We start from the raw sequence: 14846 nt of genomic DNA, 5'->3' as shown, positions 1-14846 counted from the left end.
GGGCCCCGGACCCCCGGGCCGGCGCCGCCCGCGGGCGGGCGCGCCGGCGCCCCCGTCGCTCAGGACTCGAAGCCGAGCGGCATGTACGTGTCGACGTTGTTCTTGGCGACCGTCTCGGAGGCCAGCGTGATCGACTGGGGCACCTGGAGCTCGACCAGGTCGGCCATGCCCTTGCCCTGCGCGATGAGCCGGCCGAGCTTGATCGCGGACGCGGCCATCGTCGGCGGGTAGGTGACGGTCGCCTCCAGCACGCCGCCGCCCGACTTGATGTCGCGCATCGCGTTGGCCGAGCCCGCGCCGCCGACCATGAAGAACTCCTTGCGGCCGGACTGCTTGATCGCGGCGAGCACGCCGACGCCCTGGTCGTCGTCGTGGTTCCACAGCGCGTCGATCTTCTTGTGCGCCTGGAGCAGGTTGCTCGCGACCTGGTTGCCGGACTCCACGGTGAACTTCGCGTCCTGCTTGGCGGTGACGGAGAAGCCGTAGGACTTCAGCGCGTCCGCGAAGCCCTTGCTGCGGTCCTGCGTCAGCGGGAGCGTCGCGATGCCCTGGATCTCCAGGATGACGGGGCTGGCGACGCCCTTGTCCTTCAGCTTCTTGCCGATGTAGTGGCCCGCGGAGACGCCCATGCCGTAGTTGTCGCCGCCGACCCACGTCCGGTACGACAGCTTGTCGGGGAAGACGCGGTCGAGGTTGACGACGGGGATCCCGGCGTCCATCGCCTTGCGGGCGACCTGGTTCAGCTGCTCCCCGTCGTTCGGCAGGATGACGAGCACGTCGACCTTCGCCCGGATCAGCGACTCGACGGCGGAGATCTGCTGGTTGATGTCGTTGGTCGGCTCGACCGGCTTGAACGTGACGTCCTTGTACTTCTTGGCCTGGCCCTCGGCGTTCTTGGCGATCGCCGCGATCCAGCCGTGGTCCGCGGCGGGCGCGGAGAACCCGATGGTGACCTGCTTGCCCGGCTTGTCGTTGTCGCCGCCGAGCGACCCGGCCTGCGCCGCCGGGCTCGGGTCGTCCTTCTCGCTGTTGCTGGTGCAGGCCGCGGCGAGGCTGCCCGCCGCGACGACGGCGCCGCCGAACAGGACGCCTCTGCGGGTGGGACGAGGGCTCTGATCACGCATGACGTGCTCCTGATCAAGGGATGGGTCGTCCCGCGCCGCGCGTTCCCCGGGACGCGCGGCGCCGGACGTGGGGGGTGGGGTGTCGGTCGCCGCCGGACGGTGCCGGACGGCCGCGGACGAAAGGGCCGGTGGGCGTGCGGGTCAGGTGGGCGAGCGGAGGCCGCGGCGCTGCAGCAGCACGGCGATCACGATGATCGCGCCCTTGGCGATCAGCTGGTCGCTGGTGTCCAGGCCGTTCAGGATGAACAGGTTGGTGATGAGCGTGAACACCAGCACGCCGAGGATCGACCCGATGACGGTGCCGCGCCCGCCGGTGAGCAGCGTGCCGCCGATGATGACGGCGGCGATCGCGTCAAGCTCGTAGAGGTCGCCGTGGGTGCTGGAGCCGGTGGTGGTCCGCGCCATGATGATGATCGCGGCGATGCCGCAGCAGAACCCGGACAGCGCGTACAGCAGCAGGGTGTGCCGGCGGACGTCGATGCCGGCCAGGCGCGCCGCCTCGGGGTTGCCGCCCACCGCGAACGTCCGGCGGCCGAACGTGGTGCGGTTGAGCAGCAGCCATCCGGCGGCGGCGACCGCGGCGAAGATGTACACGACGAGCGGCAGCCCGAGCACCTTGGTGGTGGACAGCGCCTCGATCGCGTCGTTCTCCGGCCGGACGAGCTGGGTCCTGCGGTCCGACATCCGCTGCGCGAGCCCGCGCGCCGCGACGAGCATCGCGAGGGTGGCGATGAACGGGACCAGCCGCCCGTAGGAGATGAGCAGCCCGCTCGCGACGCCCGCGCCGGTCCCGACGAGGATCGCGCACAGCGCCATCACCGCCGGGCCGTAGGACTGCGTCGCCACCGTCGTCGCCCAGACCGACGCCAGCGCCATCACCGACCCGACGGACAGGTCGATCCCGCCGCCGATGATCACGAACGTCTGGCCGACGGTGATCACGCCGATGGTGGCGGCGAGCGCGAGGATGCCGACGGCGTTCCCCGACGTCGCGAAGTTGTCCGGCTTGGTCACCACGCCGACCGCGCACAGCAGCACCAGCGCGGCGACGAGCCCGAGGTGGTGGATCTCGCGGCCCTCCGCGGCGCCGCTCCGGCGCAACGGCCGCCACGGCCCGCCGCTCCCGCTCTTGCCGGCCGGCCGGGCGGGCGCCCCGCCGTGCCCGCCCGCGTCCTTCTCGGTCCGGGGGGCCGACCCTCCGGAGTGAAAGGTGTCCGTCACAGGGCACTCCCCTCCATGATCATGTTGAGCACGGCGCCCTCGTCGAGGTCGCGGGCGTCGCCGGTGTGCACGACGCGCCCCTCCCGGACGACGAGGACGCGGTCGGCGAGCCCGAGCACCTCGGGCACCTCGCTGGACACCAGCAGCACCCCGATCCCCCGCCCGGCCAGCTCGCGGATGACCGCGTACAGCTCGGCGCGGGCGCCGACGTCCACGCCGCGGGTGGGCTCGTCGAGAATCAGCAGCCGCAGGCCCGTCGTGCCGAGCAGCCAGCGGGCCAGCACGACCTTCTGCTGGTTGCCGCCCGACAGCGTCACCACCGGGCGGCGCGGGTCGGGCGGCCGGATGTCGAGCGCCTCGATCTGGCGCCGCACGTCGGCGAGCTCGCGGCGGCGGCTGAGCCAGCCGAACGAGGCGTAGCGCGGCAGCGAGGCGACGGTGACGTTCGCGGCGACGGTCTCGTTCAGCAGCAGCGCCTGGCTCTTGCGCTCCTCGGGCGCCATGCCCATGCCGCGCCGCACCGCCGCGCCCGTGTCGCCGGGACGGACGGGGCGGCCGTCCACGAGCACCCGTCCCCGCGCGGGGCGCCGGGCCCCGTAGACGGTCTCCAGGATCTCCGAGCGCCCGGACCCGACGAGCCCGGCCAGCCCGACGATCTCGCCCGCGCGGACGGTGAGCGACACGTCCTCGAACGCCCCGGGGAGCGTGAGGCCCTCGACCCGCAGCACCTCGGGGCGGCCGTCCTCGGCCTCGGGCCGCTCCGGGAACACGTACTCCACGTCGCGCCCGGTCATCAGCGACACGATCTCGTCGGTGGAGGTGGTCCGCGCGGGCAGCCCGCCCGCGACCGACCGGCCGTCCTTGAGCACGGTCACCCGGTCGCCGATCTCGCGGATCTCCTCCAGCCGGTGCGAGATGTAGACGACGGCGACGCCGGCGGCGGTCAGCTCCCGGATGATGCGGAACAGGTTGGCGACCTCGTCGTGGGCGAGCGCGGCGGACGGCTCGTCCATCACGATGAGCCGGGCGTCGTGCGACAGGGCGCGGGCCATGCTGACGACCTGCTTGCCCGCCGCCGGCAGCCGGCCGACCTCGCGGCGCGGCGGGATCTCCCCGTGCCCGAGCCGGCCGAGCAGCTCCCGCGCCGCCCCCTCGGCCTCGCCCCGGCGCGTGAAGCCCAGCCGGGCCCTCTCGTGCCCGAGGAAGATGTTCTCGGCGACCGAGAGGCCGTCCACGAGGTCCAGCTCCTGGTAGATGGTGGCGATCCCGGCCCGCATGGCTGCGGTGGGCCCGGCGAGCCGCACCGGCGCCCCGCCGAACACGATCTCGCCCCGGTCGGGCTGGTGCGCGCCGGCGAGCACCTTGATGAGCGTGGACTTGCCGGCGCCGTTCTGGCCGAGCAGGCAGTGCACCTCGCCGGGGCGGACGTCGAGGTCGACGCCGTCCAGGGCGCGGACGCCGGGGAACTGCTTGACGATGCCGCGCATCCGCAGCAGCGGTTCGGGTTTGGTCGAGCCCATCGGGCCTCCTCGGGGGCCGGGCAGGGGGTCAGGACGCGGAGAAGACGTGGTCGCTGATGAGCCGGGCGCCGCCGACCACTCCGGCGGCGCCGGCGAGTTCGGACAGCACGATCGGCAGGTTGCCGGTCGCGAGCGGCGCGGACCGCCGGTACACGACGCTGCGGATCTCGGCGAGCAGCGCGTGGCCGAGGCCCGCGACGCCGCCCGCGATGATGACGAGGCCGGGGTTGAAGAAGCTGACGAGCCCGGCGAGGACCTGGCCGACGTGCCGGCCGCCCTCCCGGATGATCTGCACGGCGGCCGGGTCGCCGGCGGCGGCCGCCTCGCCGACGTGCTCGGCGGCCAGCGCCCCGTGGGCCTCCAGCAGCGCCGCGAGCGCGGGCGAGCGCCCGGACCGCGCCGCCGCCTCCGCGTCCCGCGCGAGCGCCGCGCCGCCGAAGAACGCCTCCAGGCACCCGGCGTTTCCGCAGGCGCAGATCGGGCCGTCGTCGTCGACCCGGATGTGGCCGATGTCGCCCGCGCTGCCGGACACGCCGCGGTAGATGGCGCCGTCGACCACGATGCCGCAGCCGATCCCGGTGCCGATCTTCACGAGCAGGAAGTCGTCCACCGACCGGGCGAGCCCGGCGTGCAGCTCGCCCAGCGCCATGAGGTTCACGTCGTTGTCGACGAGCACCGGGCAGCCGAGCTCCTGGCCGATCGCGTCCCGCACCGGGAACCGGTCCCAGCCCGGCATGATCGGCGGGACGACCGGCATGCCGTCCCGGAAGCTGACCGGCCCGGGCACCCCGATGCCCGTCCCGTGCACCTGCGGGATCAGCCCCTCGTCGCGCAGCTTGCCGAGCAGGTCCAGGGCCCGGTCCAGCACGACGGTCGCGCCCTGCCGGACGTCGCACCGCTCGCTCACGTGGCCGAGGACCTCCAGCTCGCCGTCGGTCACCGCGACGTCGATCGAGGTCGCGCCGATGTCGAAGGCGACGAACCGCAGGCTCGGCGACAGCCGGACGATCCCGGACCGCCGTCCACCGCGCGACGCGGCCAGCCCGGCCCCCTCCACCAGGCCCAGCTCGACGAGCCGGTCCAGCTCGACGGCGAGCTTCGACCGCGAGAGCCGGACCACGTCGCCCAGCTCGGCGCGCGAGCGCGGCCCCTCGTCACGCAGCAGCCGCAGCAGGCGTGCCTGATGCACGTTCTGCGGACGAGCCGACATGCGCATCACGCCGTCCTCTCGGGAATCACGGGCCCGGCGCCGTGTGACGCCGGTCTCATGGCCGAGACCGTAACCCGCTTTCGCCGCTTTGAGAAGACCTTTTCGCTAGATCATCCAAACTTTCCCCACTCAGAAGACAAAGCCGCCCACAGGCAACGGCCCCGCCCGGTGCGCACGCGCGCACTGAGCGGGGCCGTGGCCCTGCGTCCTTGCTAGTAGGACACCGTCTGGCGTCCGCTGCTCATGGTTCGCATGATGTGTTCGACCAGAGTGATGAGGACGCGCTTGGCGTCCTCGCGGTCGCGGACGTCGCAGGAGATCACGGGGATCTCCGGGGACAGGTCGAGGGCGTCGCGGACCTGGTCGGCCGAGTGCTGGCCGGCGCCGTCGAAGCGGTTGACCCCGATGATGAACGGGACGCCGCGGCGTTCGAAGTAGTCGACCGAGGCGAAGCAGTCGGCGAGGCGGCGGGTGTCGACGAGGACGACCGCCCCGAGCGCGCCCTTGGCCAGTTCGTCCCACATGAACCAGAACCGGTCCTGGCCGGGGGTACCGAACACGAACAGCACCAGGCCGTTGGGCAGCGTGATGCGCCCGAAGTCCATCGCCACGGTGGTCGTGGTCTTGGACGCGACGGCCGTGGTGTCGTCGATCCCGATGCTCTTCTCGGTCAGCGCCTCCTCGGTCCGCAGCGGGCGGATCTCGCTGACCGCGCTGACCAGGGTCGTCTTGCCGACGCCGAAGCCGCCGGCCACGAGGATCTTGACCGTCAGCGCCGAGTCGCCCTGCTGGGCGACCGCGTCAGAGCGCACGGATTCCATCGATCACTTCCTTGAGTACGCGCTCGCTGGGGAACTGCGCCACCGGCGCGGGGCGCCGGACCTGTATCAGCGAGTGGTCGAGCAGGTCGCCGAGCAGGACACGGACGACCCCGAGGGGAAGTTCCAGATCCGACGCTATCTCGGCGACCGACAACGGGGTGCGGCAAAGCTCCAGGATCATGTCATGTTCCGGCTCCGGTGCCCATGGGGCCGCCGGAAGTGCGTGGTCGTCCGCGGGCTCCGGCGGGTCGGCCGCGACGATCAGTGCGACCAGGTCGAACTCGACGCCGTCGTAGTGCGTCCGGCCTCGGGTCAGCGCGTACGGGCGGACGACGGGGCCCGCCGCGTCGTCGTACCAGGCCGTGCCGCCCATCTCACGCGCCGCCGGAGTCGGCCGCGGCGACCCGCGGGTTCGCCGACAGGTGCTGGCCGACCCGGGTGACCAGCATCGCCATCTCGTAGGCGATGATCCCGAGGTCGGCCTCGGCGTCGGCGAGGACGGCGAGGCAGGCGCCCCGGCCGGCGGCGGTGACGAACAGGAACGACGACTCCATCTCCACGATCGTCTGCCGGACGGGCCCGCCGCCGAACGACTCCCCGGCCCCGCGCGCCAGGCTCTGGAAGCTGGCGGCCACGGCGGCCAGGTGGTCGGACTCCTCGCGCGCCAGCCCGCTGGAGGCGGCGATCCGGAGGCCGTCGCTGGACAGCACCACCGCGTTCTGCACCGGGGCGACCCGCTGGACGAGGCTGTCCAGCAGCCAGTTGAGCTCACCTCCGGCTCCGCCCGGGACCTCCGCGCCGGAGTGCTGGGGCTGTGTCATGTGGCGTCGTCCTCCTGGTCACGTTCGTCGCCCGCGGCCCCCGCGTCGGCCGCGTCCTGCCGGCCGCGCTGCCAGCCGCGCTGCATCGCGGACATCATCGATCGCATCGTCTCGGGCGAGCGGGCTGCGCCGTCGTCCGGTTCCTCACCGGTGGGAACGGTCCCGGCCGGGTCGCGCCCGGTCCCGTCCGCGGGGACGTCCATGGGGACGGGCGCGGCGAGCGGCATCCCGGCCGGCGCCGGGTCCGGGGGCGCCGGGGGCGCGGCCGGCTCCGGAGCGGGCGGCGGGGCCTGCCCCTGCGCGGCGAGGTGCGCGTCCACCCGCTCCTTGAGCTGGGGCGCCAGGTGCGTCTGCCGCCTGCGCTTGGGCAGCTCGCCCTCGCGCAGGGGCGGGGCGGGCTCCGGCGGCGCCTCGGCCTGCGCCGCGGCGGGCGGCGTCTCGGCTCGCGGAGGGGCCGCGGGCTCGGGCTCTTCGACGGGACGGGGCGGCGCGGGCGGGAGCGGCGCGGGCGGAAGGGGCTCGGCCTCGGCGACCAGCCGGACGAACCCGCCGGACTCGCCGCGTCCGGGCTCGGACGCGGGGCGGGCGGCGGCGGGGAGCGCGGCGGCCGGTTTCGGCAGCGCCTGCATCGGCCCGGTGGAACGGCGCACCGCGGACGGCTCCGGCTCCGAGCTCTCCACGATGAGCGAGCTCGGGATCAGCGTGATCGCCGTCGTCCCCCCGTACGGGGACGGGCGCAGGGTGACGGTGATGTCGTGCCGCTCGGCCAGCCGGGCGACGACGAACAGCCCGAGCTGCGCGCTGTCGGACGGGTCGAACTCGGGCGGGTGCGCGAGCCGCTCGTTGGCCCTGCGCAGCGCCTCCTCGGTCATCCCGAGCCCGCGGTCCTCGACCTCGATCGCGAACCCGCTGGCGACCGCGTGGCCGCTGACCCGCACCGGCGACTGCGGCGGCGAGAACGTGGTGGCGTTCTCCACCACCTCGGCGAGCAGGTGGATGACGTCGGCGACGGCGGAGCCGAGCAGCGCGACGCGCGGCAGCGGCTGCACCCGGACGCGCGGATAGTCCTCGACCTCGGCGACGGCGCCGCGCACCACGTCCACCAGCGGGACGGGGCGGCGCCAGCCGCGCCCGGCGGTCTTGCCGGCCAGGATGACCAGGCCCTCGGCGTGCCGGCGCATGCGCGTCGCGAGGTGGTCGAGGCGGAACAGGTCCGACAGCTCCGACGGGTCCTCGGTGCGGCGCTCCATGGTGTCGAGCAGGCTGAGCTGGCGGTGCAGCAGCGCCTGGTTGCGGCGGGCGAGGTTGACGAACACCTCGCTGATGCCGCGCCGGGCCGCGACCTCGCCCTCGGCGGCGAGGAGCACGGCCTCGCGGGCGCGGTCGAACGACTCGGCGATCTGCCGGATCTCGGTGATGCGGTAGTCGACCTCGGGGTCGGGCTCGGGTTCGACGGGGCTGCCGGCGCGGACCTGCTCGGCCAGCAGCGGCAGCCGCTTGCGCGTGAAGTCCATGACGCCGGAGGCGAGCGTGCGGCACTCCTGCAGCAGCCGCCGGGACACCCGGATCGCGATCAGCGCGGTCAGCACGATCGCGAGCAGGCCGGCGCCGCCGGCGAGGGCCAGCCGCGTGAAGGCGCCGATCGCGATGTGCTGCGCGTGGGCGGTGACGTCGTCGAGGACCCGGTTCTCCAGCTGGAAAAGCTGCCCGTTGACGGTGTCGGCGAGGGACCGCCAGATGGGGGGCTCGATGACCGGCGTGTGCGGGGCGCGGGCGGCGGGCTGCCCGGTGCGGGCGCCCGCGGCGGGCCGAGCGCTCGCCTCACGGGTCTTGCGCACGGCGGCGCGGGGCGGCTCGGCGCCGCGGATGACCCGGTCCTCCAGCGTCCGCAGCTGGACGAACGGCGCCGACGCGGCGAGCCGCTCGTAGTGTTCGTAGTCGTGGTGCAGGTTGGGCGCGTTGTCGGCGTACAGCAGCCGCTGGGCGCCGACGAGCTGCGCGAACTGGCCGCGCTCGGCGGAGGTGATGCGCCCGGCCGCCAGGGCGCCGGTCAGCAGGGCGTCCTCGCGCGACATGAACTCGCGGGCGCGGCCGAACGAGGTGAGCGTGCGGGCGTGCGCGGTGATGGACCCGTCGCCGGGCGTGGTCGCGTTGTAGATGGCGAAGCCCGCGTCGATGATGTCGCTGTACTCCCGCAGGACCTGCGCGCGGTCGGCGACGCGCTGGTCCACGCCGCGGCGGACGGAGCGCAGCGTGCCGATCCGGTCCACGAGCGTGTCCAGCCGGTCGACGACCTGGGGCTGGATCGAGCCCCGCAGCCCCTGGTCGCGGGCGCCCGCCCGGACCTCCTCCCCCGCCTCGTCGGTGCTCTGCCGCTGCGTCTGCATCACGCCGGGCTCGGCCCGGGTGCCGCCGAGCTCGGCCATCGACAGCCGCCGCTCCTTCTGCAGCGCGTCGATGAGGCGCTGCGTGGGCAGCACGGTCTTCTCCTGGAACTGGCGGCTCTGCAGCAGCTGGTGCGCGTCGCCGTAGGTGAAGCCGGTGAGGAACGCCCACAGCGAGGCGAGCGCCAGCAGCGGCACCAGGACCAGCAGGCTGATCCTCGCCCGGATGGAGGAGAAGCGCGGGCCCATCACGGCTGGCGGACCCTGCTCAGGTGTGTCGCGATCGGCATTGGGGGGCGGAACATGCGGGGGAAACCTCCCGATGCGTGGAGTACGGGGGTGTGCGGGAGCCTACTACGTCGCGGGTTCTCGATGATCGGCCTTCCGGCCGCCGGGCGCCTCCTCCCCCTCGTCGGGCCAGGTCAGCACGTGCTCCATCAGCGCGATGAGCACCTCCTTGGACGACTCGCGGCGGCGCGCGTCGCACAGCACCACCGGGACGCCCGGGTCCAGGTCGAGCGCGATGGCGATGTCGCGCGGCCGGTGCGTGCGCTCGCCGTCGAAGCAGTTCACGGCCACCACGAACGGGAGGCCGCGGCGCTCGAAGTAGTCGATCGCCGGGAAGCAGCCGGTCAGCCGGCGCGTGTCGGCGAGCACGACGGCGCCGATGGCGCCGGTCGCCAGCTCGTCCCACATGAACCAGAACCGCTCCTGGCCGGGCGTGCCGAACAGGTACAGCAGCAGCTGGTCCGACAGGGTGATGCGGCCGAAGTCCATGGCGACGGTCGTGGTCGACTTCGCGGCGACGCCGGACACGTCGTCCACCCCGACGCCGCGGTCGGTCAGCGGCTCCTCGGTGTGCAGCGGGCGGATCTCGCTGACCGAGCCGACCATGGTGGTCTTGCCCGCGCCGAAACCACCCGCGATCAAGATCTTGGTGGTGACGAGCCGCCCGGCCGCGGAGCCCGGCCCGGCGGCCGCGCCCTCAAAGCGCGCGGAGTCCATTGAGCACCTCCCTCAGCACGCCGGACGGGGGCCGGCGGCCCTCGGCCGGGTGCGCCTCGTCGACCACCGCGACCAGGCCCTCGTCCCGCAGGTCGCCGAGCAGCACCCGCACGACGCCGAGGGGCAGGCCGAGGTCGGCCGCGAGGTCGACGACCGCGACCGGCCGCGCGCAGCCGCGCAGCACCCGCGCGTGGTCGGGGCTGTAGCGCAGCCGGTCGCCCGGCGGAACGCCGGTGGCCGCGACCACCGCGATCAGCGCGAAGCCCGCGCCCTCGGGACGGGTCCGTCCGCGGGTCAGCGCGTAGGGGCGCACGAGCGGACCGGCCTCGCGGTCCAGCCAGCGCTCTCCCGGCGGGGTCATCGGTCAGAAGCCCCGCGGCGCGGACCCCCCGGCGCCTCCGAAGCCCTGGCCGCCCTGCTCCGCCCCGAACCTCGGGCTCGCCTGCAGGTGCTGGCCGACCCGCTTGACCAGCACCGCCATCTCGTAGGCGACGAGTCCGGCGTCGGCGTCCGCCTCGGCCAGCACCGCGAGGCAGGTGCCGTCGCCCGCGGCCGTCACGAACAGCAGCAGCGCGTCCATCTCGATGATGGTCTGCCGGACGTTGCCGCCCGCGAAGTGCCGGCCGGCGCCGCGCGCGAGGCTCTGCACGCCGGACGCCAGCGCCGACAGGTGCTCGGCGTCCTCCCGGGCGAGCTCGTTGGAGGCGGCCACGGCCAGCCCGTCGCGCGACAGGATCACCGCCTGCCGCACTGTGGTGACCCGCTGGGCGAAGTCGTTGAGCAGCCAGTTCAGCTCACCGGTCACGGTGTTGTGCATCATCGGGTCCCCTCATCCCCCATGTCGGACGCGCGTCCGCGCCGCCATCCCTGCTGTATCGATGCCATCAGCGAGCGTGCCTCCTCGGGCGAGCGTGCGACGGCCCCGGTCGTGACTCCGCCGACCCCGGGCGGCGACGGGGGCCTCTTGCGCAGTTGCGGGGCCAGGTTCTTCTGCCGGACGCGGCGGGGCAGCCCGGCGTAGGTGCCCGCGGGCTCCCAGTCCTCGGCGGCCTCGTCCGCGGCGCCGTCCGCGGGGTCGGCGGCGTCCTCGCCGGACGCCGGGGCTCCGGGGTCGGCGGGCCGCTCGTCCGGCGGTGGGGCCGCGTCGTCCGACCAGGGGTTCGGGGCGGGACGCGGCGGCGCGGCGGGCGCCGGCCGGTCCGGGACGCCCCACGGCGTGGCGGGCGCGGCGGGCGCCGGGTGCGCGGCGGGTGCGGGGGGCGCGGTGAGCTCGGGCAGCGCGGGCGGCGGCTCCAGAGGGCCGCCGGCGCCCTCCGCCTGCCCTGGAGCGTTCCGCTGGCGGCGCAGGTGCGGCTCCTCCACGGGGAGCGCGGTGAACTCCCCGGAGGCCGCGGAGTCGTGCAGCGACACGACCGCGTCGGGGACGGGCGCGGGCAGGAGCGCCGGCGCCCACCCCTGCGCACCGCCGCCGGCGGTCTCGGCCGCGGCGTCCTCGTCGGGCTCCTCCCCGGGCGGCAGCATCCCGGCGGCCATCTGCTCGGCCGGCACCACCAGCTCGTGCGGGAACAGGGCGATCGCGGTGACGCCGCCGTACGGGGAGCGCTGCAGGGTCACGGAGATGTCGTGGCGGGCGGCCAGCCGGGCGACGACGAACAGCCCGAGCTGGTCGGTGTCGACCAGGTCGTACTCGGGCGGCTCGGCCAGCCGCCGGTTGGCCTCGGCGAGCAGCTCGGGCTTCACGCCGAGGCCGCGGTCCTCGATCTCGACCGCGAACCCGGTGCCGACCCGCTCGGCCATGACCCGCACCTCGGTGCTGGGCGGGGAGAACGACGCCGCGTTCTCGATCAGCTCGGCCAGCAGGTGCACGACGTCGGTGACGGCCGCGCCGACCAGGCCGTCCTCGGCGTCGGTCAGCACGGTCGCGCGGGTGTAGTCCTCGATCTCCGAGACGGCCGCGCGCAGCACGTCGGCGAAGCGCACCGGCCGCCGCCACCCGCGCCCCGGCGTGGCGCCGGACAGGATGATGAGGCTCTCGGCGTGCCGCCGCATGCGGGTGGTGAGATGGTCGATGCGGAACAGGTCTTCCAGGTCGTCGGCCTCGGCGCGGCTCTCCAGGCCGTCCAGCAGCGTCAGCTGGCGGTGCAGGAGCGACTGGTTGCGGCGGGCGATGTTGAGGAAGATGCGGCTGACGCCGGCGCGCAGCTCGGCCTGGCCCACGGCGGCGTCGACGGCGGTCCGCTGCACCTTGGCGAAGGCCTCGGCGAGCCGGGCGACCTCGGCGGTGCGCCCGGCGCTCAGCGGCGGGGCCTCCGCCGCGACGTCGACGCTCTCGTTGCGGCTGAGCCGCCGGACGATGCCGGGCAGCCGCTGCTCGGCGAGCTCCTCGGCGGACCCGCGCAGCCCGACCAGCTCGCGGACGAACCCGCGCGCGAACCGCAGCGACAGCAGCACCGAGAGCAGGATCGCCAGCAGGCCGAGGCCGCCGACGGCGGCGAGCCTGAGGTAGGCCTCGCGGCCGAGGTCGTCGGCGTGCTCCCCGGCGCGCTTGGAGTTGCCGAGCACCATCGCGTTGACCGACAGCACGAGCGGCTGCGCCGTCCGCTGCCACTCGGCGGCCTGGACGGGCAGCGGCCTGCGCGGGTCGGCGTCGGCGATCCGGTCCTCCATCGCCTTGAACGACTGGTACTGCGGGGACGCGAAGACCTGCGCGGTGCCGGTCCGGTAGACCGCGGGGTCGAGCATCGAGCGCTGCTTGGTCCATTGCCAGCGCTGCTCGCCGACCATTTCCACGAACAGCCGGTGCTCGGCGGCGGTCATCCGGCCCCGGGTGATGAAGGCGCCCGCGACCAGCGCGTTCTCGCGCTGGAGCAGCTCCATGGCGCGACCGGCGTGCCGGGTGGAGAGCGTCCAGTTGTAGAGCCCGGAGTCGTCGATGACCACGAGGCTGTCGTAGAGCCGGTGCATGTCGTCGACCATCGTGCCGTAGCCGTTGACCGCGGCCAACCGGTCGACGGACCGGGCGTCGACCGCGGCGCGCAGCCCGCCGAGCCCGCCGAGCGCCCGCAGGACGTCGTCGACGCGGGACTCCATCTGGGCGTTGGTGGCGCTGCGCGCGGCGGCGGAGGTGGCCTCGCGGCGGAAGTGCTCGACGGCCGCGTCGACGCGCGAGCGCTGCGACACCAGGGCGGCGGGGGTGGCGCCCGCGGCGGAGCGCGGGGTGCTGAGGAACACGGCCGAGGCCAGTCGCTCCTTGCCCAGCTCGACCAGGACGCCCTGGCCGCTCGGCGCGAACTTGCGGTCGAGCGTGTGGTACCGGCGCTGGGCGAGCGCGTCGCGGCCGGTGACGATCGCGGCGTATCCCCAGAGCACGACGAGTGACAGCAGCGGCACCAGCAGCAGCGCGGTGACCTTCGAGCGGATCGACCGCCTACGGGGGGATTTCATGTGACCTCGAACGTTCCGGCACGGAGGGTCCCTGGATCATAAAGGCCGCCCGCGACGCCCCCGCAACCCCTTGACGGCATTCGGCCGCATTTGCTGCCATTCAGTGCTACCTGCGGCAATGCGCGGAGGCAAGACGATCTTGGCGAGCCTCGCGGGAAGAGGATAGCGGCAAATCCGGACAATTTGCTTCATTTCCCCCTGTTGCTCCGCAAGATTGCGCCATACTCTGCTTCTTCATCCACCGCCCGCACCGCGGCCGGTCCGGGAAGGAGACCCACGATTCCTACAGGCAACGACGACGGCCGGGCCAGGAGGACGGCTCCCGGGCCGGAGGGCGTTACGATGCCCGCCGTGAGTCCCGAAAGCCAGGCATCCGAGGCATTGCCGTCGCGACGGCGCCGCACACCCCGCGGCGGCCGGCACCGCGGCGACGAGTCCTTCCTGCTGCCCCCCGGATCCCCCACGCTCGTCCTCGCCGTCCCCGGACCCGCCAGGCGGGCCGGCACCGACATCGGCGCCGAGCTCGCCCGGCTCGTCGAGATCGAGCACACCGGGCAGCCGGCCCACGTCGGGCACCTGGAGGGCGACGAGGCGAGCCTGCACGCCGTGCTCGCCGGGCTCCGGCAGCGGGACGACGAGCTCGCGGCCGTGGTCGTGCCGCTGTCCACCGGCCCCGACCCGGCCCTGGACGCCGCCGTGCGCGCCGCCGTGGCGGCCGCGCCCGTGCGCACCGTCGCCGCCGAGCCGCTCGGCCCGCACCCGCTCATCGCCGAGGCGCTGCACGACCGGCTCGCCGACGCGGGGCTCGCCCGCGCCGACCGCATCAGGCTCATGACGATGGTGACGGCCGCCTCCGGTGTGATCGTCGCCACCCCGGGCGACGCGGCCGCCGTCCGGCAGGCCGAGGTCACCGGCGTGCTCCTCGCCTCCCGGCTCGCGGCCCCCGTCTTCACCGCCTCGCTGAACGACGAGGCGTCGGTGAAGGCCGCCTACGAGCAGCTGCGCGCGGCCGGCGCCGCGTCCATCGCCGTCGCCCCGCACCTGATCGGGCCCGAGCCGGAGGCCGCGCTGGTCCCGGCCGCCGCCGCCTCCGTGGGCTCCGCCCACTCCGCGCCCCTCGGCGCGCACCCGGCCCTGGCCCGCCTGGCCGCACTCCGCTACGTCGAAGCCCTCTCAACCGCCCTCGCCGACTAGCGCCGTCCCCGCCGGGTGCGTCGACTTGCGGCATGTTGCCCTTATGGCGGCGGCGGTAAGGGCACCCCGCCCCAACGCGACCCGGGGGTACAAAACCGGTTG

General features: G+C 74.4%; 13 protein-coding genes. 1 reads left to right on the top strand and 12 read right to left on the bottom strand.

Annotation, left to right across the window (positions count from 1 at the left end; all coding sequences use genetic code 11):
- Positions 1-59: 59 nt before the first annotated feature.
- From AB0C21_RS35790 to AB0C21_RS35735, 12 genes are all read right to left on the bottom strand, one after another.
- Positions 60-1124: an ABC transporter substrate-binding protein gene (locus AB0C21_RS35790; RefSeq protein WP_500210334.1), complete on the bottom strand. Its 1065-nt coding sequence runs from the start codon at positions 1122-1124 to the stop codon at positions 60-62.
- Between the two features lie 141 nt (positions 1125-1265).
- A complete protein-coding gene (locus tag AB0C21_RS35785; RefSeq protein WP_500210332.1) occupies positions 1266-2345 on the bottom strand; it encodes an ABC transporter permease in 1080 nt (359 codons plus the stop codon).
- The gene (locus AB0C21_RS35780; RefSeq protein WP_500210331.1) at positions 2342-3865 is read right to left on the bottom strand and encodes a sugar ABC transporter ATP-binding protein; all 1524 of its coding nucleotides are present in this window, start codon (positions 3863-3865) and stop codon (positions 2342-2344) included. The genes AB0C21_RS35785 and AB0C21_RS35780 overlap by 4 nt, the downstream gene beginning before the upstream one ends.
- A 28-nt stretch (positions 3866-3893) precedes the next feature.
- Complete coding sequence (locus AB0C21_RS35775) at positions 3894-5081, bottom strand: ROK family transcriptional regulator (protein WP_200842374.1); 1188 nt, start codon at positions 5079-5081, stop codon at positions 3894-3896.
- A gap of 206 nt (positions 5082-5287) precedes the next feature.
- Entirely contained in the window at positions 5288-5896 is a 609-nt protein-coding gene (locus tag AB0C21_RS35770) for a GTP-binding protein (protein WP_149264163.1), read from the bottom strand.
- Positions 5877-6269: a DUF742 domain-containing protein gene (locus AB0C21_RS35765; RefSeq protein ID WP_200842375.1), complete on the bottom strand. Its 393-nt coding sequence runs from the start codon at positions 6267-6269 to the stop codon at positions 5877-5879. The genes AB0C21_RS35770 and AB0C21_RS35765 overlap by 20 nt, the downstream gene beginning before the upstream one ends.
- Position 6270: 1 nt before the next feature.
- Entirely contained in the window at positions 6271-6717 is a 447-nt protein-coding gene (locus AB0C21_RS35760; RefSeq protein WP_200842376.1) for a roadblock/LC7 domain-containing protein, read from the bottom strand.
- Entirely contained in the window at positions 6714-9350 is a 2637-nt protein-coding gene (locus tag AB0C21_RS35755) for a sensor histidine kinase (protein ID WP_500210473.1), read from the bottom strand. The genes AB0C21_RS35760 and AB0C21_RS35755 overlap by 4 nt, the downstream gene beginning before the upstream one ends.
- Positions 9351-9455: 105 nt before the next feature.
- Positions 9456-10106 carry a GTP-binding protein gene (locus AB0C21_RS35750; protein ID WP_500210329.1) on the bottom strand — a complete coding sequence of 217 codons (651 nt, stop codon included), beginning with the start codon at positions 10104-10106 and terminating at the stop codon, positions 9456-9458.
- The gene (locus AB0C21_RS35745) at positions 10087-10467 is read right to left on the bottom strand and encodes a DUF742 domain-containing protein (protein ID WP_500210327.1); all 381 of its coding nucleotides are present in this window, start codon (positions 10465-10467) and stop codon (positions 10087-10089) included. Before AB0C21_RS35745 ends, AB0C21_RS35750 begins: the two co-directional genes overlap by 20 nt.
- A 3-nt stretch (positions 10468-10470) precedes the next feature.
- Positions 10471-10926 carry a roadblock/LC7 domain-containing protein gene (locus AB0C21_RS35740; protein ID WP_500210325.1) on the bottom strand — a complete coding sequence of 152 codons (456 nt, stop codon included), beginning with the start codon at positions 10924-10926 and terminating at the stop codon, positions 10471-10473.
- The gene (locus AB0C21_RS35735) at positions 10923-13550 is read right to left on the bottom strand and encodes a sensor histidine kinase (RefSeq protein WP_500210323.1); all 2628 of its coding nucleotides are present in this window, start codon (positions 13548-13550) and stop codon (positions 10923-10925) included. The genes AB0C21_RS35740 and AB0C21_RS35735 overlap by 4 nt, the downstream gene beginning before the upstream one ends.
- Positions 13551-13901: 351 nt before the next feature.
- On the opposite strand from AB0C21_RS35735, the gene AB0C21_RS35730 reads away from it, so the two are divergent.
- A complete protein-coding gene (locus AB0C21_RS35730; RefSeq protein WP_149264168.1) occupies positions 13902-14744 on the top strand; it encodes a sirohydrochlorin chelatase in 843 nt (280 codons plus the stop codon).
- Positions 14745-14846: the final 102 nt, after the last annotated feature.

Origin of the sequence: Spirillospora sp. NPDC049024 (assembly GCF_040649235.1) — a bacterium.
In the GTDB taxonomy this organism is placed as follows: Bacteria; Actinomycetota; Actinomycetes; order Streptosporangiales; family Streptosporangiaceae; genus Spirillospora.
Note: the sequence above shows the minus strand (reverse complement) of the source record. Positions and strands in the feature narration are given on the sequence as shown.